This window comes from Paenibacillus sp. PL2-23, assembly GCF_040834005.1.
Classification (GTDB): Bacteria; Bacillota; Bacilli; order Paenibacillales; family Paenibacillaceae; genus Pristimantibacillus.
On record NZ_CP162129.1, the window covers coordinates 1,081,254 to 1,096,282 of the forward strand.

Here is a 15,029-nt window from a genome sequence, read left to right on the forward strand (position 1 = left end):
GAAGGGGGATTACGATGAGCCAATTCACCGACCATGAGCGGGACGCCGTCATCGTCTCCGCGGTGCGGACGGCGGCAGGCAAAGCGAATAAAGGCAGTCTCGCGGAGACCAGAGCGGAGGATCTGGGGCGTGCGGTCGTGCAGGGGGCGCTGAGCCGCTTGCCGGAGCTGTCCCCTGAGGCGATAGAGGATGTCATCATCGGCTGCGCGATGCCAGAGGGGGAGCAGGGGCTTAACATGGCGCGTGTTATCTCGCTGTATGCGGGGCTGCCGGTCACAACGCCGGCGGTGACGATTAACCGCTTCTGCGCATCGGGCCTGCAATCCATCGCTTACGCGGCAGAGCGCATTCGGCTAGGAGAGGCTGACGCGATCATCGCGGGGGGCGTTGAGAGCATGAGCCATGTGCCCATGACGGGCTTTCGCCTCTCGCCGCATCCCGGCATTGTGGATGCTATGCCGGAGGTCTATATGGGCATGGGACATACGGCGGAGGAGGTTGCGAGACGCTACGGCGTGACGAGGGAGGAGCAGGACGCGTTCGCTGCGCTCAGCCATCAGAAGGCCGCGGCTGCCATTGCGGCAGGCCGGTTTCAGGAAGAGATTGTTCCCATCATGGCGCGGAGATCGGGCACGGATGACAATGGCAGGCCGTGGGAGAAGACATTCTCCTTCGCCGTGGATGAGGGAGTGCGACCGGAGACGACGGTGCAGTCGCTTGCTCCGCTGAAGCCCTCCTTCGCGCGGGAAGGTACTGTCACGGCGGGCAACGCTTCCCAGATGAGCGACGGAGCGGCTGCCGTCGTCGTTATGAGCAGGAAGCGGGCTGCCGAGCTGGGGCTCCAGCCGCTTGCGGTGTTCCGGGGCTTCAGCGTGGCCGGCGTCGCTCCCGAGGTGATGGGGATCGGGCCGATCGAAGCTGTGCCGAAGGCGCTGCGGCGAGCCGGCCTGGCGGTGCAGGACGTGGACCTCTTCGAGCTGAACGAGGCCTTCGCGGCGCAATGCGTGCCTATTATTCGCGAGCTGGGGCTTCATTCGGAGCGAGTCAACGTGAATGGCGGCGCTATCGCGCTGGGCCATCCCCTGGGCTGCACAGGGACGAAGCTGTCTGTCTCCCTCATTCACGAGCTGAGAAGAAGAGGGGGAGGCATTGGCGTCGTCACGATGTGCATCGGCGGCGGCATGGGCGCGGCAGGCGTGCTGGAGGTATGCGCGCCCTAGCGCAGCATGACAACGGAAGGGAGGACACTGGGATGACGGATAAGAAGCGATTCGGCGGACGGTTTATCGTGGAGGACAGCAGGCCGGAATCTGTCGTGACGCCTGAGGATTTCACGGAGGAGCAGCGCATGATGTCACTGGCGGCCCAGCAATTTCTGGAGGCGGAGATCGTGCCCAACGACGAGGCGATCGAGGGGCTGGATTATGAGCTGACGACCCGACTGCTGCGCAAGGCAGGGGAGCTGGGGCTGCTGGGGGCGGATGTCCCGGAGGCGTACGGAGGCATCGGGCTCGACAAGGTGAGCACGACGCTGCTGGCGGAGACGATGGCGAGAGCGTCCTCCTTCGCGCTGTCGGTGGGGGCGCATACCGGCATCGGCACGCTGCCCATCGTCTTCTTCGGAACGCCGGAGCAGAAGCGCAAATATTTGCCGGAGCTGGCGATGGGAACAAAGATTGCGGCGTATTGCCTGACCGAGCCCGCCTCCGGCTCCGACGCGCTTGGCGCGAGAACAACCGCGAAGCTCTCGGAGAGCGGCACTCACTATGTGCTGAACGGCTCCAAGCTGTACATTACGAACGCGGGCTTTGCCGACGTCTTTATTGTCTATGCCAAGGTCGACGGAGAGAGGTTCACCGCTTTTATTGTCGAACGGACGATGCCGGGGTTCAGCGTCGGACCGGAGGAGCATAAGATGGGCATTAAGGGCTCTTCGACGTGCCCGCTGTTCTTCGAGGATGTTCCTGTGCCGGTTGAGAATGTGCTTGGTGAGATCGGAAAAGGGCATCATATCGCGTTCAACATTCTGAACATCGGACGTTTCAAGCTCGGTGCCGCCTGCCTGGGCTCCTCCAAGGAGACAATCGAGCTGGCCGCCGCTTATGCCAACACGCGCAAGCAATTTGGGCGGACGATCTCCAGCTACCCCCTCATTGCCGCGAAGCTCGCGGATATGAATATTCGTACGTTTGCGCTGGAGAGCATGATCTATCGGACGGCCGGCTTCATTGACGAGACGCTGCGGGAATCCGGAGCGGAGGGAGACGAGGCGGATAGCGAAGGCGCGGGCATGCGGGCGGCTAAGGCGATCGCGGAATACGCGATTGAGTGCTCCATCGTCAAGGTGTTTGGCTCGGAGGCGCTGGATGGCGTCATTGACGAGGGGGTACAGATTCACGGCGGGTACGGCTATGTCCGCGAGTACAAGGTGGAGCGAATCTACCGCGATTCCCGCATTAACCGTATTTTTGAGGGGACCAATGAGATCAATCGCATGCTTATTCCGGGCACGCTGCTGAAGAAGGCGATGAAGGGCGAGCTGCCGCTGCTGGAGAAGGCGCAGGCTCTGCCGAGGGAGCTGCTTGGACCGATGCCGCTGCCGGATTTCTCGGAGCCTCTCAGCAAGGAAGCATACCGAGTGTCACAAGCCAAAAAAACGTTCCTGGCTGTAGGCGGCCTTGCCGTGCAAAAGCTCGGTACGCGTCTTGAACAAGAGCAGGAGGTGCTTTGCGTATTAGCCGACCTCATGATTCAGATCTTCGCGATGGAGAGCGTCCTGCTGCGCTCGCAGAAGCTGCTCCGGGGGAGAGGCGCCGGGGAGGCGGAGCTTGCCGCATTAATGACGGAGGTGTTCGTACAGGAGGCGATGGAGAAGATCGAAGGGCTTGCCAAGACTGCGCTGTCTGCCCTGGAGCGCGGAGACGGCTTGCAGATGCAGCTGTCCGTGCTGAAGAAGCTGATGCGGGCGCCGCTGGCGGATACGATATCGCTGAAGCGGAATATTGCGGCCCTGGTTATTCGAAGTGAGCAATATGTCGTGTAGAGGGGGAGAGCATGAATGGAACCGCTTAGACCGGAAGACCCGCTTGTACCCGAACAGTCGCGAGCCGAAGAACAGGATGCCGCAAATGAGAGCCCCGCTCAGGAGGCGCAGGAGCCCGCCGTGGTACCCGAGCCAGCTGCGGAGGCTGATGCAGAGCCGAATGAACCCGCCATATCATCCGAGCCAGCTGCGGAGGCTGATGCAGAGCTGAACGAACTCGCCATGTCAGCCCAGCCGACTGCGGAGGCTGATGCCGAGCCGAACGAACCTGACATGTCAGCCCAGCCGACTGCGGAGGTTGATGCTGAGCCCAACGAACCTGCCGAGGAGCCGCTTCTGCGGCCGTGGCTTCGGCATTATCCGAATGAGGTTCCTCAAGGCCTGACCTACCCGACCTGCAGCATAGCGCAGTTTCTGTGCGATGCGGCGGAGCGCTATCCCGGCAGCAACGCTTTGTATTTTCTGGGCAAAACAATGACATACGGGGAGCTGTACACTGCCTCCCGCAAGCTTGCGGGAGGCCTCGCCTCCCTTGGCATCGTGCGCGGTGACCGCGTGGCGATTATGCTGCCGAATTGTCCGCAGGCTGTTATCGCGTATTACGGCGTGTTATTAGCTGGCGCAATCGTCGTTCAGACTAACCCGCTGTATGTGGAGAGGGAGCTTCAGCATCAGTTGAAGGACAGCGGAGCGGTCGCCATGATCACGCTGGATTTGCTATATGCCCGCGTAGCCAGGACGAGAGGCGAGGAGCCGGAGCTGGGTCCTGTCCCGGAGCTGAAGCATGTAATCGTCACCTCGATCAAGGATGGGCTGCCTTTCCCCAAAAGCATGCTCTACCCCATCAAGCAGCGCAAGGAAGGCTTCCGAGACGACATTCCTTACGGTAAGCACGGCGTATTGGCTTATCGCAAGCTGATGAGAGGGAGCGGGCTGGAGGTGGACCCCGCGGCATTGCCGCAGGGCGAGGAGCTGGCTGCTCTGCAGTATACCGGCGGCACGACAGGTACGCCGAAGGGCGTTATGCTGACGCATCGCAATCTGGTTGCCAATACGTTCCAGACGTCAGCGTGGTGCTACAAGGCTGAGGATGGCAAGGAGCGGTTCCTGGCGGCGCTGCCGCTGTTTCATGTGTTCGGTTTGACGGTACTGATGAATATGTCCGTGCTGCGGGCGGGCTCGCTTATTCTCCTGCCTCGCTTCGAGACGGAGACCGTGCTGAAAACCATAACGGATCGGAAGCCGACGATTTTCCCAGGCGCTCCCACGATGTATGTGGCCCTTATTAATCATGCCAATCTGAAAAAGTCGGATCTCTCCTCCGTCAACGTGTGCATCAGCGGCTCGGCGGCCTTGCCTTTGGAGGTTCAGGAGCAATTCGAGGCGCTCAGCGGCGGTCGCTTGATCGAAGGCTTCGGTCTGACGGAGGCCTCGCCGGTCACACATGCCAATCCCATCTGGGGGCTGCGCAAGATCGGCACGATTGGCATTCCGTTCCCGGATACGGATGCCGCTGTAGTGGATATGACGACAGGCAGGCGGCTGCCTCCGGGCCAGCTCGGGGAGCTTGTGGTGCGGGGGCCGCAGGTGATGAAGGGGTACTGGAATCGTCCCGAGGACACGGCGAGGACGCTGGTTGACGGCTGGCTTCGAACGGGCGATCTCGCCACGATGGATGAAGATGGTTATTTTACCATTATGGATCGTATCAAGGATGTTATTATCGCAAGCGGGTTCAATGTGTACCCGAGAGAGGTCGAGGAGGTGCTGTTCGAGCATCCCGCTGTACGCGAAGCGGCCGTTATTGGTGTGAAGGACGATTATCGGGGCGAGACGGTCAAAGCGTTCATTGTGCTCAAGGAGGGATGGCAGGTATCCCGCAGCCAGTTGGATCGCTGGTGCAGAGATCGTCTGGCAGCGTACAAGGTGCCCCATTACTACGCCTTTAGGGAAACGCTTCCAAAGACGATGATCGGTAAGGTGCTGCGAAGGAAGCTGGCAGAGGAGGAGCTGGAGGGGGAAGAGGCGGGGGCCAAAGGGAAGGAATGAGCGGCATGGATGAGAAGGGGTTGGGGAGCAGCGCGCAGGAAGCAGGCGAGCTCGCCCGTCTGGCAGAACGCGCCGAGGGAACGTTCTGGGGCTTGCTGGGCTGTGAGGTCGTGCAAGCGGACGTAAGCAGGACGATCATCAGCATCGACATCACGCCATCGCATCTGAATTTGCTTGGTATTGTGCATGGCGGCGTAATGATGTCGCTGATGGATAATGCCATGGGGCTGCACGTTATGCTGGCAGAGACAAAGGGGAGTACGGTGACGGCAACGATGAATACCCACTTCCTGGCCAGCAGCAGAGGCGGTAAGCTGCTCTGCGAGTCTGAGCTGCTGCATCGGACTGGACGCACGATTACTTTGGAAGCGCGTGTGAGGGATGAAGACGGCAAGCTGCTGGCGCTGGGCAGCGGGAGCTATCGGGTGATATAGCCCATTGCAGCAGCGTCTTGCTGGATCGGCTTCCCTGCATCCTTTTGGCATGAGTTGCCAGTAGCTGTCGGTTTCGATATAATAATAGCAAATTTATGGAAAGGACCGGCAGTGTTCCCAGGTGAGCTCGGCCGGTATTCGCCATACAGGAGATTGGAGGTGGGGGATATGGAGCAGGGATGGGTAACCGTGCTGCTGCTGGCGTTCGGCATCGCTGTGGCCGTTGTTGGGGTCATTGCGTATTTGCGGATGCTTCGCAAGGATAAGTCGGGATACCTTTCTTCAAATCCGGTTTCCCCGCCTGATGAAGCGGTTGCCAGGACAGAGGAGCGCGATTCAGACGCCAGCTTAAGAAAGGACTAACAATTGTTTGCTTTCATAATGGCTGCCAAACTGTTATAATAGTAAGAAAAATGAAAACATTGTGACTCATTGGCCATGGAGTTGCCTGCACCGAAGGGGGTTCTTGCGGTGTAAGAGCCGCATACGTTCTCGGATACTGCTGTTTAGGACGTCCATCCATCGTATAAGGAGGAGATTTCATGGCGAAGCATAGCCAGAATGAAGTCAAGGAAAGTCTGAAGGAACTAACGAGAATTTTCCAGCCCAAGGACCCGCGGAAGTTTGTGAAGGATTACATTCGCAAATACCGAATTACAGGCGGATATGAGGATGAGCTCACATCTCTGGTTGAGGATGAGCTTGGCAGACTGAACTCTTCGGTAGGCTGAATAATTGGCATGTACGGCTTTGTCCCATTGTGGGACAAAGCCTTTTTTGTTTTTTGCTTTGATCCGCTAGGGCAGGCCAGGGGAGTGTGGCGGTGCGGGGCGTATGGCGCAGCAGAGCGTATGGCGCAGCAACGACATCTCGTGTGGTTATTGCACAAACTAGCTACTCTTTAGGTGCAACAACGACACCCCGTGTCGTTATCGCATGCTGAGCCCTCTCGATTGCTGCAACAGCGACACCACGTGTGGCTATTGAACAAACTAACTGCTCTTGAGACGCAACAACGACACCACGTGTCGTTATGGCACGCCGAGCCCCCTCGATTGGCGCAACAGCGACACCACGTGTGGCTATTGAGCAAACTAGCTGCTCTTGAGACGCAACAACGACACCTCGTGTCGTTATCGCCTCCCGAGCCCCCTCGATTGCTGCAACAGCGACACCACGTGTCGTTATCGCATGTCGTGCCCCCTCGATCGGCGCAACAGCGACACCACGTGTGGCTATTGAGCAAACTAGCTGCTCTTGAGACGCAACAACGACACCTCGTGTCGTTATCGCCTCCCGAGCCCCCTCGATTGCTGCAACAGCGACACCACGTGTCGTTATCGCATGTCGTGCCCCCTCGATCGGCGCAACAGCGACACCACGTGTGGCTATTGAGCAAACTAGCTGCTCTTGAGACGCAACAACGACACCTCGTGTCGTTATCGCCTCCCGAGCCCCCTCGATTGCTGCAACAACGACACCCCGTGTCGTTATCGCCTCCCGAGCCCCCTCGATTGGCGCAACAGCGACACCACGTGTGGCTATTGAGCAAACTATCTACTCTTTAGATGCAACAACGACACCACGTGTCGTTATCGCATGCTGAGCCCTCTCGATTGGTGCAACAGCGACACGACGTGTGGCTATCGAACAAACTAGCTGCTCTTTAGGTGTAACAACGACACCACGTGTCGTTATCGCCCGCCGTACCCCATCATTTTATCCTTCTTATTGAGAACTTATCTCATTTGGTGTATAGTGGGATATATTGAGAATGGTTATCAAAGAAAAGAGCGATCAGGGAGGCTATTTGGGATGGAGACGGCTGCGGAGAGACTGGAGCTTTATGATGTGACGATTATCGGCGGGGGACCAGCCGGACTGTATACAGCGTTCTATAGCGGAATGCGCGAGCTCAAGACAAAGCTTATCGAGGCACAGGATCAGCTGGGAGGAAGAATGCTGCTCTACCCGGAGAAGATCGTATGGGATGTCGGGGGCGTTACGCCAACACGTGCGGATAAGCTGCTGGAGCAAATTATTCAGCAGGGGATGACGTTCGATCCGACACTCGTTATGAATGAGCAGATTGTGGGACTCGATAAGCAAGAGGATGGCACATTTATCCTGACGGCGGCCAGCGGGACAAAGCATCATACGAAGGCGGTCATAATGACTTGCGGCTACGGCATCCGTAAGCTTGCGAAGCTGGAGATTGAAGGCGCGGACCGTTATGAGGTGAGCAATCTGTATTATACGGTTCAAGATCTGGAGAGCTTCCGTGGCAAAAGAGTACTGATCTCCGGAGGCGGTGACTCTGCCGTGGATTGGGCCAACGAGCTGGCGCATGTAGCTGGCAGCGTAGCAGTCGTGCATCGCCGCGACAGCTTCGGCGGTATGGAGCGGAACGTGACCGCCATGAAGGCCACCTGCGACGTTCGGACGCCGTATGCGATTAAGTCGCTCCAAAGTGCAGATGGCAGAAGCATCTCCCAGGTGCTGATCCAGCATGTGGAGACAGGCGAGGATTGTATCCTGGAGGTCGATGCGGTTATTGTCAATCATGGCATGCGTTCGGACTTCGGCCCGATCCGAAGCTGGGGCATCGACATGGGAGAATGGAAGGCGAATGTCAGTCCCAAGATGGAGACGAATATACCGGGCGTGTTCGGAGCTGGGGATTTTGTTGGTCACGACAGCAAGGTTGGCTTAATAGCCGGGACGTTCACTGACGGTGTACTGGCGTTGAACAGCGCCAAGGTGTATTTGGACCCCCAAGCAACGCCTTATGCTTATGTTTCCTCCCATAATGACCGATTCAAGGAGAAAAACAAGGAGCTGGAGGAGCTTCAGAAGGTATAGCGGCGGTCGCTCCTTGGGATGGAGTGCCCATCATTTGTGATAAAATGCCATCGTTCGCGGTTATGAGATCTTGGTTCATGGAATAGGGTAACCATATACACCCCTTAACCTACCCATGACTAAGAAGGAGGTATCGCGAATGGCAGTAGAGTTGAAGACGCGGGAGCATATTAGGGGAATACGCAAGGCAGGGCGTGTGGTGGCCGCATGCCACAAGGCTTTGTCGAGGCGCTTGGCGCCGGGGGTGACGACACGCGAGATCGATCGGTTCGTGGAACGGTTCATGCTGGACCGGGGGGCGACTCCCGCGCAGAAGGGCTACAAGGGCTATCCTTACGCCACCTGCGCGTCCGTCAATGATGTGGTCTGTCATGGCTTTCCGGATTCGGAGCCGCTGGAATCGGGTGATATTGTGACCATTGATATGGTTGCAGACATGAACGGCTGGAAGGCAGATTCAGCCTGGACGTATATAGTCGGCAAGTCCTCCGCGTCGACGGAGAAGCTGCTGCGCGTGGCGAAGCAAGCCATGCTGGCAGGGATTAAGACGGCAGTCCCCGGCAATTACATTGGAGATATTGGTCATGCTGTGCAGAAGAGAGCCGAGCGGGATGGGTTCGGTGTTGTGCGGATGTTCGTCGGCCATGGTATCGGGAGAAGCATGCACGAGTTTCCCGAGGTCGAGCATTTCGGCCCTCCTGGGCAAGGCGTGAAGCTGGAGGAGGGCATGGTCATTACGATTGAGCCGATTATTACGACAGGGCGTCCCGAGGTCTATGTCGGCATGGACGGCTGGACGGCTCGTACGGTGGATGGCTCTTGGGCAGCCCAGTTCGAGCATACGATCGCGATAACGAAAGACGGGCCTATCGTGCTGACACGGTGGGATTAATAGGACCAGGGAATAAAGCGCTTCCGAATGCGGAGGCGTTTATTTTTTTGCTGAGTTCACACTTTTGTAAGGGTTATCTAACAGATTGGCAATACATTCGTTCTTGGTTAGTTAGCTATTCCCTTTAAGATGTTGTTGTAAGCCGCTGGGCTTCAATGATGAAAGGGGATGGATCACAATGAAAAAGTGGATCACCATGTTGGCAATTGCGGGCAGCCTGCTGGCTCTCAGCGCATGCAATGCAGAGAACGATGCGATGATGGATGAGGATGGGGCCAAGAACGGACAGAATGAGATGAAGTCCGACGACAAGATGAAGGACGACATGAAGGAAGAGATGAAGGAAGAGATGAAGTCTGACGATATGATGAAGGACGACATGAAGGAAGAGACGAAGTCCGACGACATGATGAAGGACGACATGAAGGAAGAGATGAAATCTGACGATATGATGAAGGATGACATGAAGGAAGAGATGAAGTCTGACGACATGATGAAGGATGACATGAAGCAGGACGACATGAAGCAGGACGACATGAAGAAGAACATGTAAAGCACGGGTGTTTTTACGCTGAAGTCGAATACCTTCGCCAATGGCGTTATAATGAAGGGAACCATGTAACGCCTACGGAAGCGGCGAGGAGGGGAACAAGATGCCGGCACGAATCTTGGTTGCAGATGACGAGCGCAATATAACGGATGTGTGCAGGCGTTATTTGGAACGGGAAGGCTATGACGTTTGGACAGCCTCTGACGGCGAGGAGGCGCTCGCTCTGTGGCGGGAGCATGCTCCAGATCTTGTTGTGCTCGATCTCATGATGCCGAGGCTGGATGGCCTGGAGGTATGCGACGTGATCCGGCAGGAGTCGGATACGCCTATCATCATGCTGACGGCGCGTGGAGAGGAGACGGATCGCCTGCTTGGTCTGACCATGGGGGCGGATGATTATATGACGAAGCCGTTCAGCCCTCGGGAGCTGGTGCTTCGCGTTCGTAATATCCTTAGAAGAATAGGGACTGCCCTCGGCGGTCCAGCGGGAAGAACTTCAGGAGCAGGTGCAGGAGCAGCGGCCGATGAGCGGAGCACTGTAGATTCCGTACAGGGGAGGCTCTGCTTCGACGGATTAATCATCTATCCGGAGCAGCGCCGGGTTGAGGTGCAGGGGCGCGAGGTGGAGCTGACGGCCAAAGAATTTGATCTGCTGCAGCTTCTAGCCGCTTATCCAGGCAAGGTGTTCTCCCGCAGCCAATTGCTGAATCAGGTGTGGGATATCGCATACGACGGAGATACGACAACTGTCACGGTCCATGTTCGGAGGCTGCGAGAGAAGATTGAGCCGGTGCCGTCGGACCCCACCTGGATTAAGACTGTCTGGGGCATCGGATATAAGTTGGATGGCAGGGGGGCGACCCCATGAAGCTCCGAACGTATCTGGTGCTGGCGAACTTCGTGAGCATCGCGCTTATGCTCGTTATCCTGTTTGTGCTGTTCCGGTATATGCTGCTGACCAAAGAGCAATTGATCTGGCTCGGCGCTGCCGCGCTGGGAGCAGGCGCGTTGTCCAGCGGATTGTATGTCCTTCTTGTCCGTCCGCTTGAGGCTTCAGTTAGGCGACTTCGTGAGGGAGCTTCGCGGATTGCCGTAGGAGACTTGCAGGCAAAGGTGGAGCAGACGGGTTTTGCCGAATTTCAGGCGTTGGCGCGCGACTTCAATGCTATGGCTATTCATTTGGAACGAAGCTTCGGGCAGGTCAAAGCAGCGGAGAAAGCGCAGCGCGATCTGGTGGCCAACATGGCCCATGATTTGAGGACGCCCCTGGCATCCATGCAATCCTACGCGGAAGCGCTGGAGGACGGCGTCATTCAGGACAGTGAGACTTTTCGCGCCTATATAGCAACCATCCGCAACGAATCCGTTCGTCTTGGAGAGCTCATTCAAGATGTGTTCGAGCTGTCGACGCTGGAGGATGCCCATCAGTCGGAAGCCCGATTGGAGGATGCGGAGCAGACGGTTGTGGAGGACTTGCTCATTGAGCTGCTGCCAAGATTTGCGCCACAGATGGAGGCCAGAGGCGTTCAACTGCGAGTGCAGGCGCCTGAGCATCGGGTAGCGGTTCGGATGGCTTCGCGCCATCTTGCGAGAGTGCTGCAAAATATTATTGAAAACGCGGTGCGCCATTCACCGGAAGGGGGCTTGATCCTGGTAGAGGTGGAGGAGCTGGGGGATGGCCGCGTGCAGCTTGCGATTACGGACGAGGGAGAGGGTGTCCCCGAGGCGGAACGCGAGAACATATTCGAGCGATTCTACCGACTGGATCGTTCAAGAAGCCGGACCGGCGGCGGTTCTGGCATCGGGTTGTCCATCGCGAAGCTGCTCGTGAAGCAGTATGGCGGCGATATCGGCGTAGAGGAAGCCGCGAGGCAAGGCAGCCGCTTCTGGTTGAGACTTCCGGAAGGCTAGATGATTGTCATTAATGGGGGGAAGAGCATGAAGGGATGGCTGGAGAGGCTACGCAAGGGATACGGGAGGAAGCTGGTCATGCTGCATGCCTGGAACGGCTGGCTGGTTGTTATTCTGGCATTAAGCGGACTGCTGCTGCTGGGTGGCTTCTGGCGGGGCGTGCTTGGCGAGGGACGGGTATGGCTCAAGACGCTGCATATTGCCGTCGGTATCGCTTCGGTTGTTCCAATCGCATATTATTTGGCGCTGGCGGGCAAGCATTGGAAGCAGCTGCGAGGCAAGCGATGGCAAAAGTTTAATGTGTACGTTGTGCTTGGCTTTCTGGTTGGCTGGCTGCTGTCGGGGCTGCTGCTATGGCAATTCAAGCTGGTGGGTCCGCGCGTATCCAACGTTGCTCTGATTGCCCACGATGTGCTGACCTGGATGGGCCTTCCTTATATCATCTACCATTCCATCACAAGAGCCAAGTGGCTGAAGGACCCCAAACGGCGCACCGTACAGTCCGAAGCAAGCTCTGTCGATGACCTGCATCCGGCCGCACCCCAGCCGGTTTATACGAGACGGGCGTTCATCCGCGGCGCGATCGGCGCCGGGCTGGCTGTGACGATAGGTCCGTCGTTCATGAAGTGGCTGGGCGAATCCATGGGCGGAGCGGGAGGAAGCGGGAGCATAGATAAGCTTATTGCCAGCAACAGCAATGAGCTGCTGCCTGCTCCGCAGCCGATGCCGGCTTCATCTCCGCCGATTGGCGGGGGAGCGCAGGGAAGCTTCCGCGTGTATACAGTGACGCCAATCCCAAGCTTCAGCAATGCGAACTGGTCGTTGCGGGTAGATGGCTTGGTGGATCAGCCGCTGGAGTGGGATTGGGAGCAATTCGTCAAGCTGAAGCGGACGGTGCAGGTGAGCGATTTCCATTGTGTAACGGGCTGGTCCGTCTATAGCAACACTTGGGAGGGGATACCTGTCAAGGAGATGCTGGAGATGGCTGGCGTGCAAAAGAAAGCGGTCTCCGCGATCTTCCATTCCGGAGACGGCGTCTATACGAGCGGCATCACGCTGGAGCAGCTTGCCAAGGATGACGCCATGATTGCCGTCATGCACGACGGCAAGCCCATACCGAGCGATCTTGGCGGGCCGGTAAGGCTTATTGTGCCGAAGATGTACGCTTATAAGTCGGTGAAATGGCTTAGCCGCATCGAACTTATAGAAGGCGAGCATATCGGCTACTGGGAGCAGCGCGGGTACGCGAACGAGGCCTGGGTGTAATGAGGCTTGGGTGTAACGAAGGAATAGCTTAACCGCAGACAGCCTGTTTGCGGTTTAATGCGCCGAACTGCCCGTCTCAGCACAAATAGAAGTACGTGTGGCACGTCTAAATGCTCCGAACTACCCGTCCCAGCACGAATTGAAGTGTGTGGCACATCTAAATGCTCCGAACTGCCCGCCCCGGCACAAATAGAAGTGTGTGGCACATCTAAATGTTCCGAACCCCCCGCCCCGGCACAAATAGAAGTATGTGGCACATCTAAATGCTCCGAACTGCCCGTCTCAGCACGAATAGAAGTGTGTGGCACATCTAAATGCTCCGAACCCGGTAACGTCAAGAATATTGTGTAGTAGGTTTTTCCATCGGGACGATGGATATGTTTTTGTTTTAATGGGTGGTGGTTTGCTGGGGGGCTCCGCCCCCCAGCAAACCACCGGTCAGCGTCTTACATTTCTTCCTTCGTTCGCAACGAGCCGTACCGTGACATAAACATTTCTTCAAAGACAGCCTTGGTTTCCGGATCTGCAAATCCACGGATGGCTCTGCCGAACCACTTCTCGTTATAGCCTGTCGCTTGCAGGTAAATGATCTTCTCGGCGGATTCAATGTTTGTCAGGCTATTCATAGGCTTTAGCCTTTTGCGTAGCTCCTTGTTCATGCGCTCAATTGCATTCGTAGTATAGACCGCATACTGCACCATCGGTGGATACTTGTAGAAGGTGAGCAGCGTGGAGAGCTGTTCTTCCCAGGAAGCTACTTCGCGGGGATAGCGCTTGCCCCACGTTGCTTTAAAACCGTCAAATACGGCTTTTGCGACATCTCCATCAACTGCGGTATACACCTGCTTTAAATCATCTAGAAATTCAATTTTGTCGGAAACACGGATCTTGGGAAACGTCGCACGAACCTTATGCACGACACAATGCTGCACATCGGCTTTGGGGTAGATCTTGCGAAACGCTTCTTCAAGCCCTGGCAGTCCGTCAAACACGCCTAGCAACACGTCAGTAGCGCCACGGTTTTTGAGATCTTTAAGTACCTCCATCCAGCCGTTAGAGCTCTCATGGCCGCCAACGTCGAAGCCTAGGATCTGCCGGTAACCTTTTTCGTCAATGCCCATAATTAAATACACGACCTCACTGCTTACCGTGTTGCGTTTCAATTTGACGTACAGACCATCGAGATAAATGACAGAGTAACGCTGTTCGAGTTGGCGTGTCCTCCATTCATGAATGTCCTCCATGACGGTTTTGGTGATGTTGCTGATGGTCGCTGGTGAGTACTGGCTGCCAAACATGCTTTCAATGAAATTAGCCACCTCACGCGTGCTCATACCGCCTTTGTACATGTGTATGATTGCTTCTTCCAACCAACCTTCTCGGCGTTGGTACGGTTTAAACAAACTTGTTTGGAACTTGCCCTTACGATCGCGTGGTACTTGAAGATCGTGGATCGTCCCGTAGCGAGTTTGAAAAGCGCGCGTATAGTGGCCGTTACGGCTGTTGCGCTCATGAGGCTGTTCAACCGTCAAGTAATTTTTAAGTTCTTCACGGAGCAGTAATTCCAGCTTCTCCTTCAACAGCTTCGTAACAGTATTTTCAAGTAGCTCATTAAACAGATTTTCGGGTATAGTAGTCATCGAGTAGGGTCCTCCTCTTGGTGATCTCAGCAATCCCGAGGATACCCTACTTTTTTTCGTTTTGGAAAGGACCAAAACTTGGTACACAACTTATTGTACGTCATCCCGAACCCCCCGTCCCAGCACGAATAGAAGTATGAGGCACGTCTAAATGCTCCGAACTGCCCGCCCCGGCACAAATAGAAGTGTGTGGTACATCTAAATGCTCCGAACTGCCCGCCCCAGCAGAAATAGAAGTGTGACACGTCTATTTACTCCAGGTTGCTATTAGGAGCAGCCAGTTTGTTCGACGAGCTTTTGTTTTACAAAAACTTCACCCCGCCCATAACACTCCCTTAATGGACCATTACTAGACTGGACTAGCAGCAAATTACAGTTTAGG

The 15,029-nt window shown here is 56.4% G+C and carries 13 protein-coding genes; 12 read left to right on the forward strand and 1 reads right to left on the reverse strand.

The genetic code is table 11. From position 1 onward, the window contains the following. Positions 1 to 14: 14 nt before the first annotated feature. The 12 genes from AB1S56_RS04645 (at position 15) to AB1S56_RS04700 (ending at position 13,007) form a co-directional block, all read left to right on the forward strand. Entirely contained in the window at positions 15 to 1,220 is a 1,206-nt protein-coding gene (locus tag AB1S56_RS04645; protein WP_340870529.1) for an acetyl-CoA C-acyltransferase, read from the forward strand. A gap of 32 nt (positions 1,221 to 1,252) precedes the next feature. Then, positions 1,253 to 3,043 (forward strand): acyl-CoA dehydrogenase family protein, encoded by a 1,791-nt coding sequence (locus tag AB1S56_RS04650; RefSeq protein ID WP_340870528.1) that lies wholly within the window; start codon positions 1,253 to 1,255, stop codon positions 3,041 to 3,043. Positions 3,044 to 3,058: 15 nt separating this feature from the next. Beyond that, complete coding sequence (locus tag AB1S56_RS04655) at positions 3,059 to 5,092, forward strand: AMP-binding protein (protein ID WP_340870527.1); 2,034 nt, start codon at positions 3,059 to 3,061, stop codon at positions 5,090 to 5,092. Beyond that, positions 5,089 to 5,526, forward strand: a complete 438-nt coding sequence (locus AB1S56_RS04660; protein ID WP_340870526.1) for a PaaI family thioesterase — start codon at positions 5,089 to 5,091, stop codon at positions 5,524 to 5,526. The genes AB1S56_RS04655 and AB1S56_RS04660 overlap by 4 nt, the downstream gene beginning before the upstream one ends. 168 nt (positions 5,527 to 5,694) lie before the next feature. Continuing rightward, positions 5,695 to 5,889, forward strand: a complete 195-nt coding sequence (locus AB1S56_RS04665; protein ID WP_340870525.1) for a hypothetical protein — start codon at positions 5,695 to 5,697, stop codon at positions 5,887 to 5,889. A 179-nt stretch (positions 5,890 to 6,068) separates the two neighbouring features. Then, positions 6,069 to 6,257, forward strand: a complete 189-nt coding sequence (locus AB1S56_RS04670; protein WP_068687297.1) for a hypothetical protein — start codon at positions 6,069 to 6,071, stop codon at positions 6,255 to 6,257. Positions 6,258 to 7,341: 1,084 nt separating this feature from the next. Further along, a complete protein-coding gene (locus tag AB1S56_RS04675; RefSeq protein ID WP_340870524.1) occupies positions 7,342 to 8,388 on the forward strand; it encodes an NAD(P)/FAD-dependent oxidoreductase in 1,047 nt (348 codons plus the stop codon). A 139-nt stretch (positions 8,389 to 8,527) separates the two neighbouring features. Continuing rightward, positions 8,528 to 9,280 carry a type I methionyl aminopeptidase gene (gene map / locus AB1S56_RS04680; protein WP_340870523.1) on the forward strand — a complete coding sequence of 251 codons (753 nt, stop codon included), beginning with the start codon at positions 8,528 to 8,530 and terminating at the stop codon, positions 9,278 to 9,280. 178 nt (positions 9,281 to 9,458) lie between these two features. Then, positions 9,459 to 9,833 (forward strand): hypothetical protein, encoded by a 375-nt coding sequence (locus tag AB1S56_RS04685; protein WP_340870522.1) that lies wholly within the window; start codon positions 9,459 to 9,461, stop codon positions 9,831 to 9,833. A gap of 100 nt (positions 9,834 to 9,933) precedes the next feature. After that, positions 9,934 to 10,698: a response regulator transcription factor gene (locus AB1S56_RS04690; RefSeq protein WP_340870521.1), complete on the forward strand. Its 765-nt coding sequence runs from the start codon at positions 9,934 to 9,936 to the stop codon at positions 10,696 to 10,698. Further along, positions 10,695 to 11,741: an ATP-binding protein gene (locus AB1S56_RS04695; RefSeq protein ID WP_340870520.1), complete on the forward strand. Its 1,047-nt coding sequence runs from the start codon at positions 10,695 to 10,697 to the stop codon at positions 11,739 to 11,741. The genes AB1S56_RS04690 and AB1S56_RS04695 overlap by 4 nt, the downstream gene beginning before the upstream one ends. 27 nt (positions 11,742 to 11,768) lie before the next feature. Next, positions 11,769 to 13,007 carry a molybdopterin-dependent oxidoreductase gene (locus AB1S56_RS04700; protein WP_340870519.1) on the forward strand — a complete coding sequence of 413 codons (1,239 nt, stop codon included), beginning with the start codon at positions 11,769 to 11,771 and terminating at the stop codon, positions 13,005 to 13,007. A 446-nt stretch (positions 13,008 to 13,453) separates the two neighbouring features. Here the strand turns inward: AB1S56_RS04700 and AB1S56_RS04705 are convergent, their stop codons facing one another. Then, positions 13,454 to 14,647 carry an IS256 family transposase gene (locus AB1S56_RS04705; RefSeq protein WP_367903431.1) on the reverse strand — a complete coding sequence of 398 codons (1,194 nt, stop codon included), beginning with the start codon at positions 14,645 to 14,647 and terminating at the stop codon, positions 13,454 to 13,456. Positions 14,648 to 15,029: the final 382 nt, after the last annotated feature.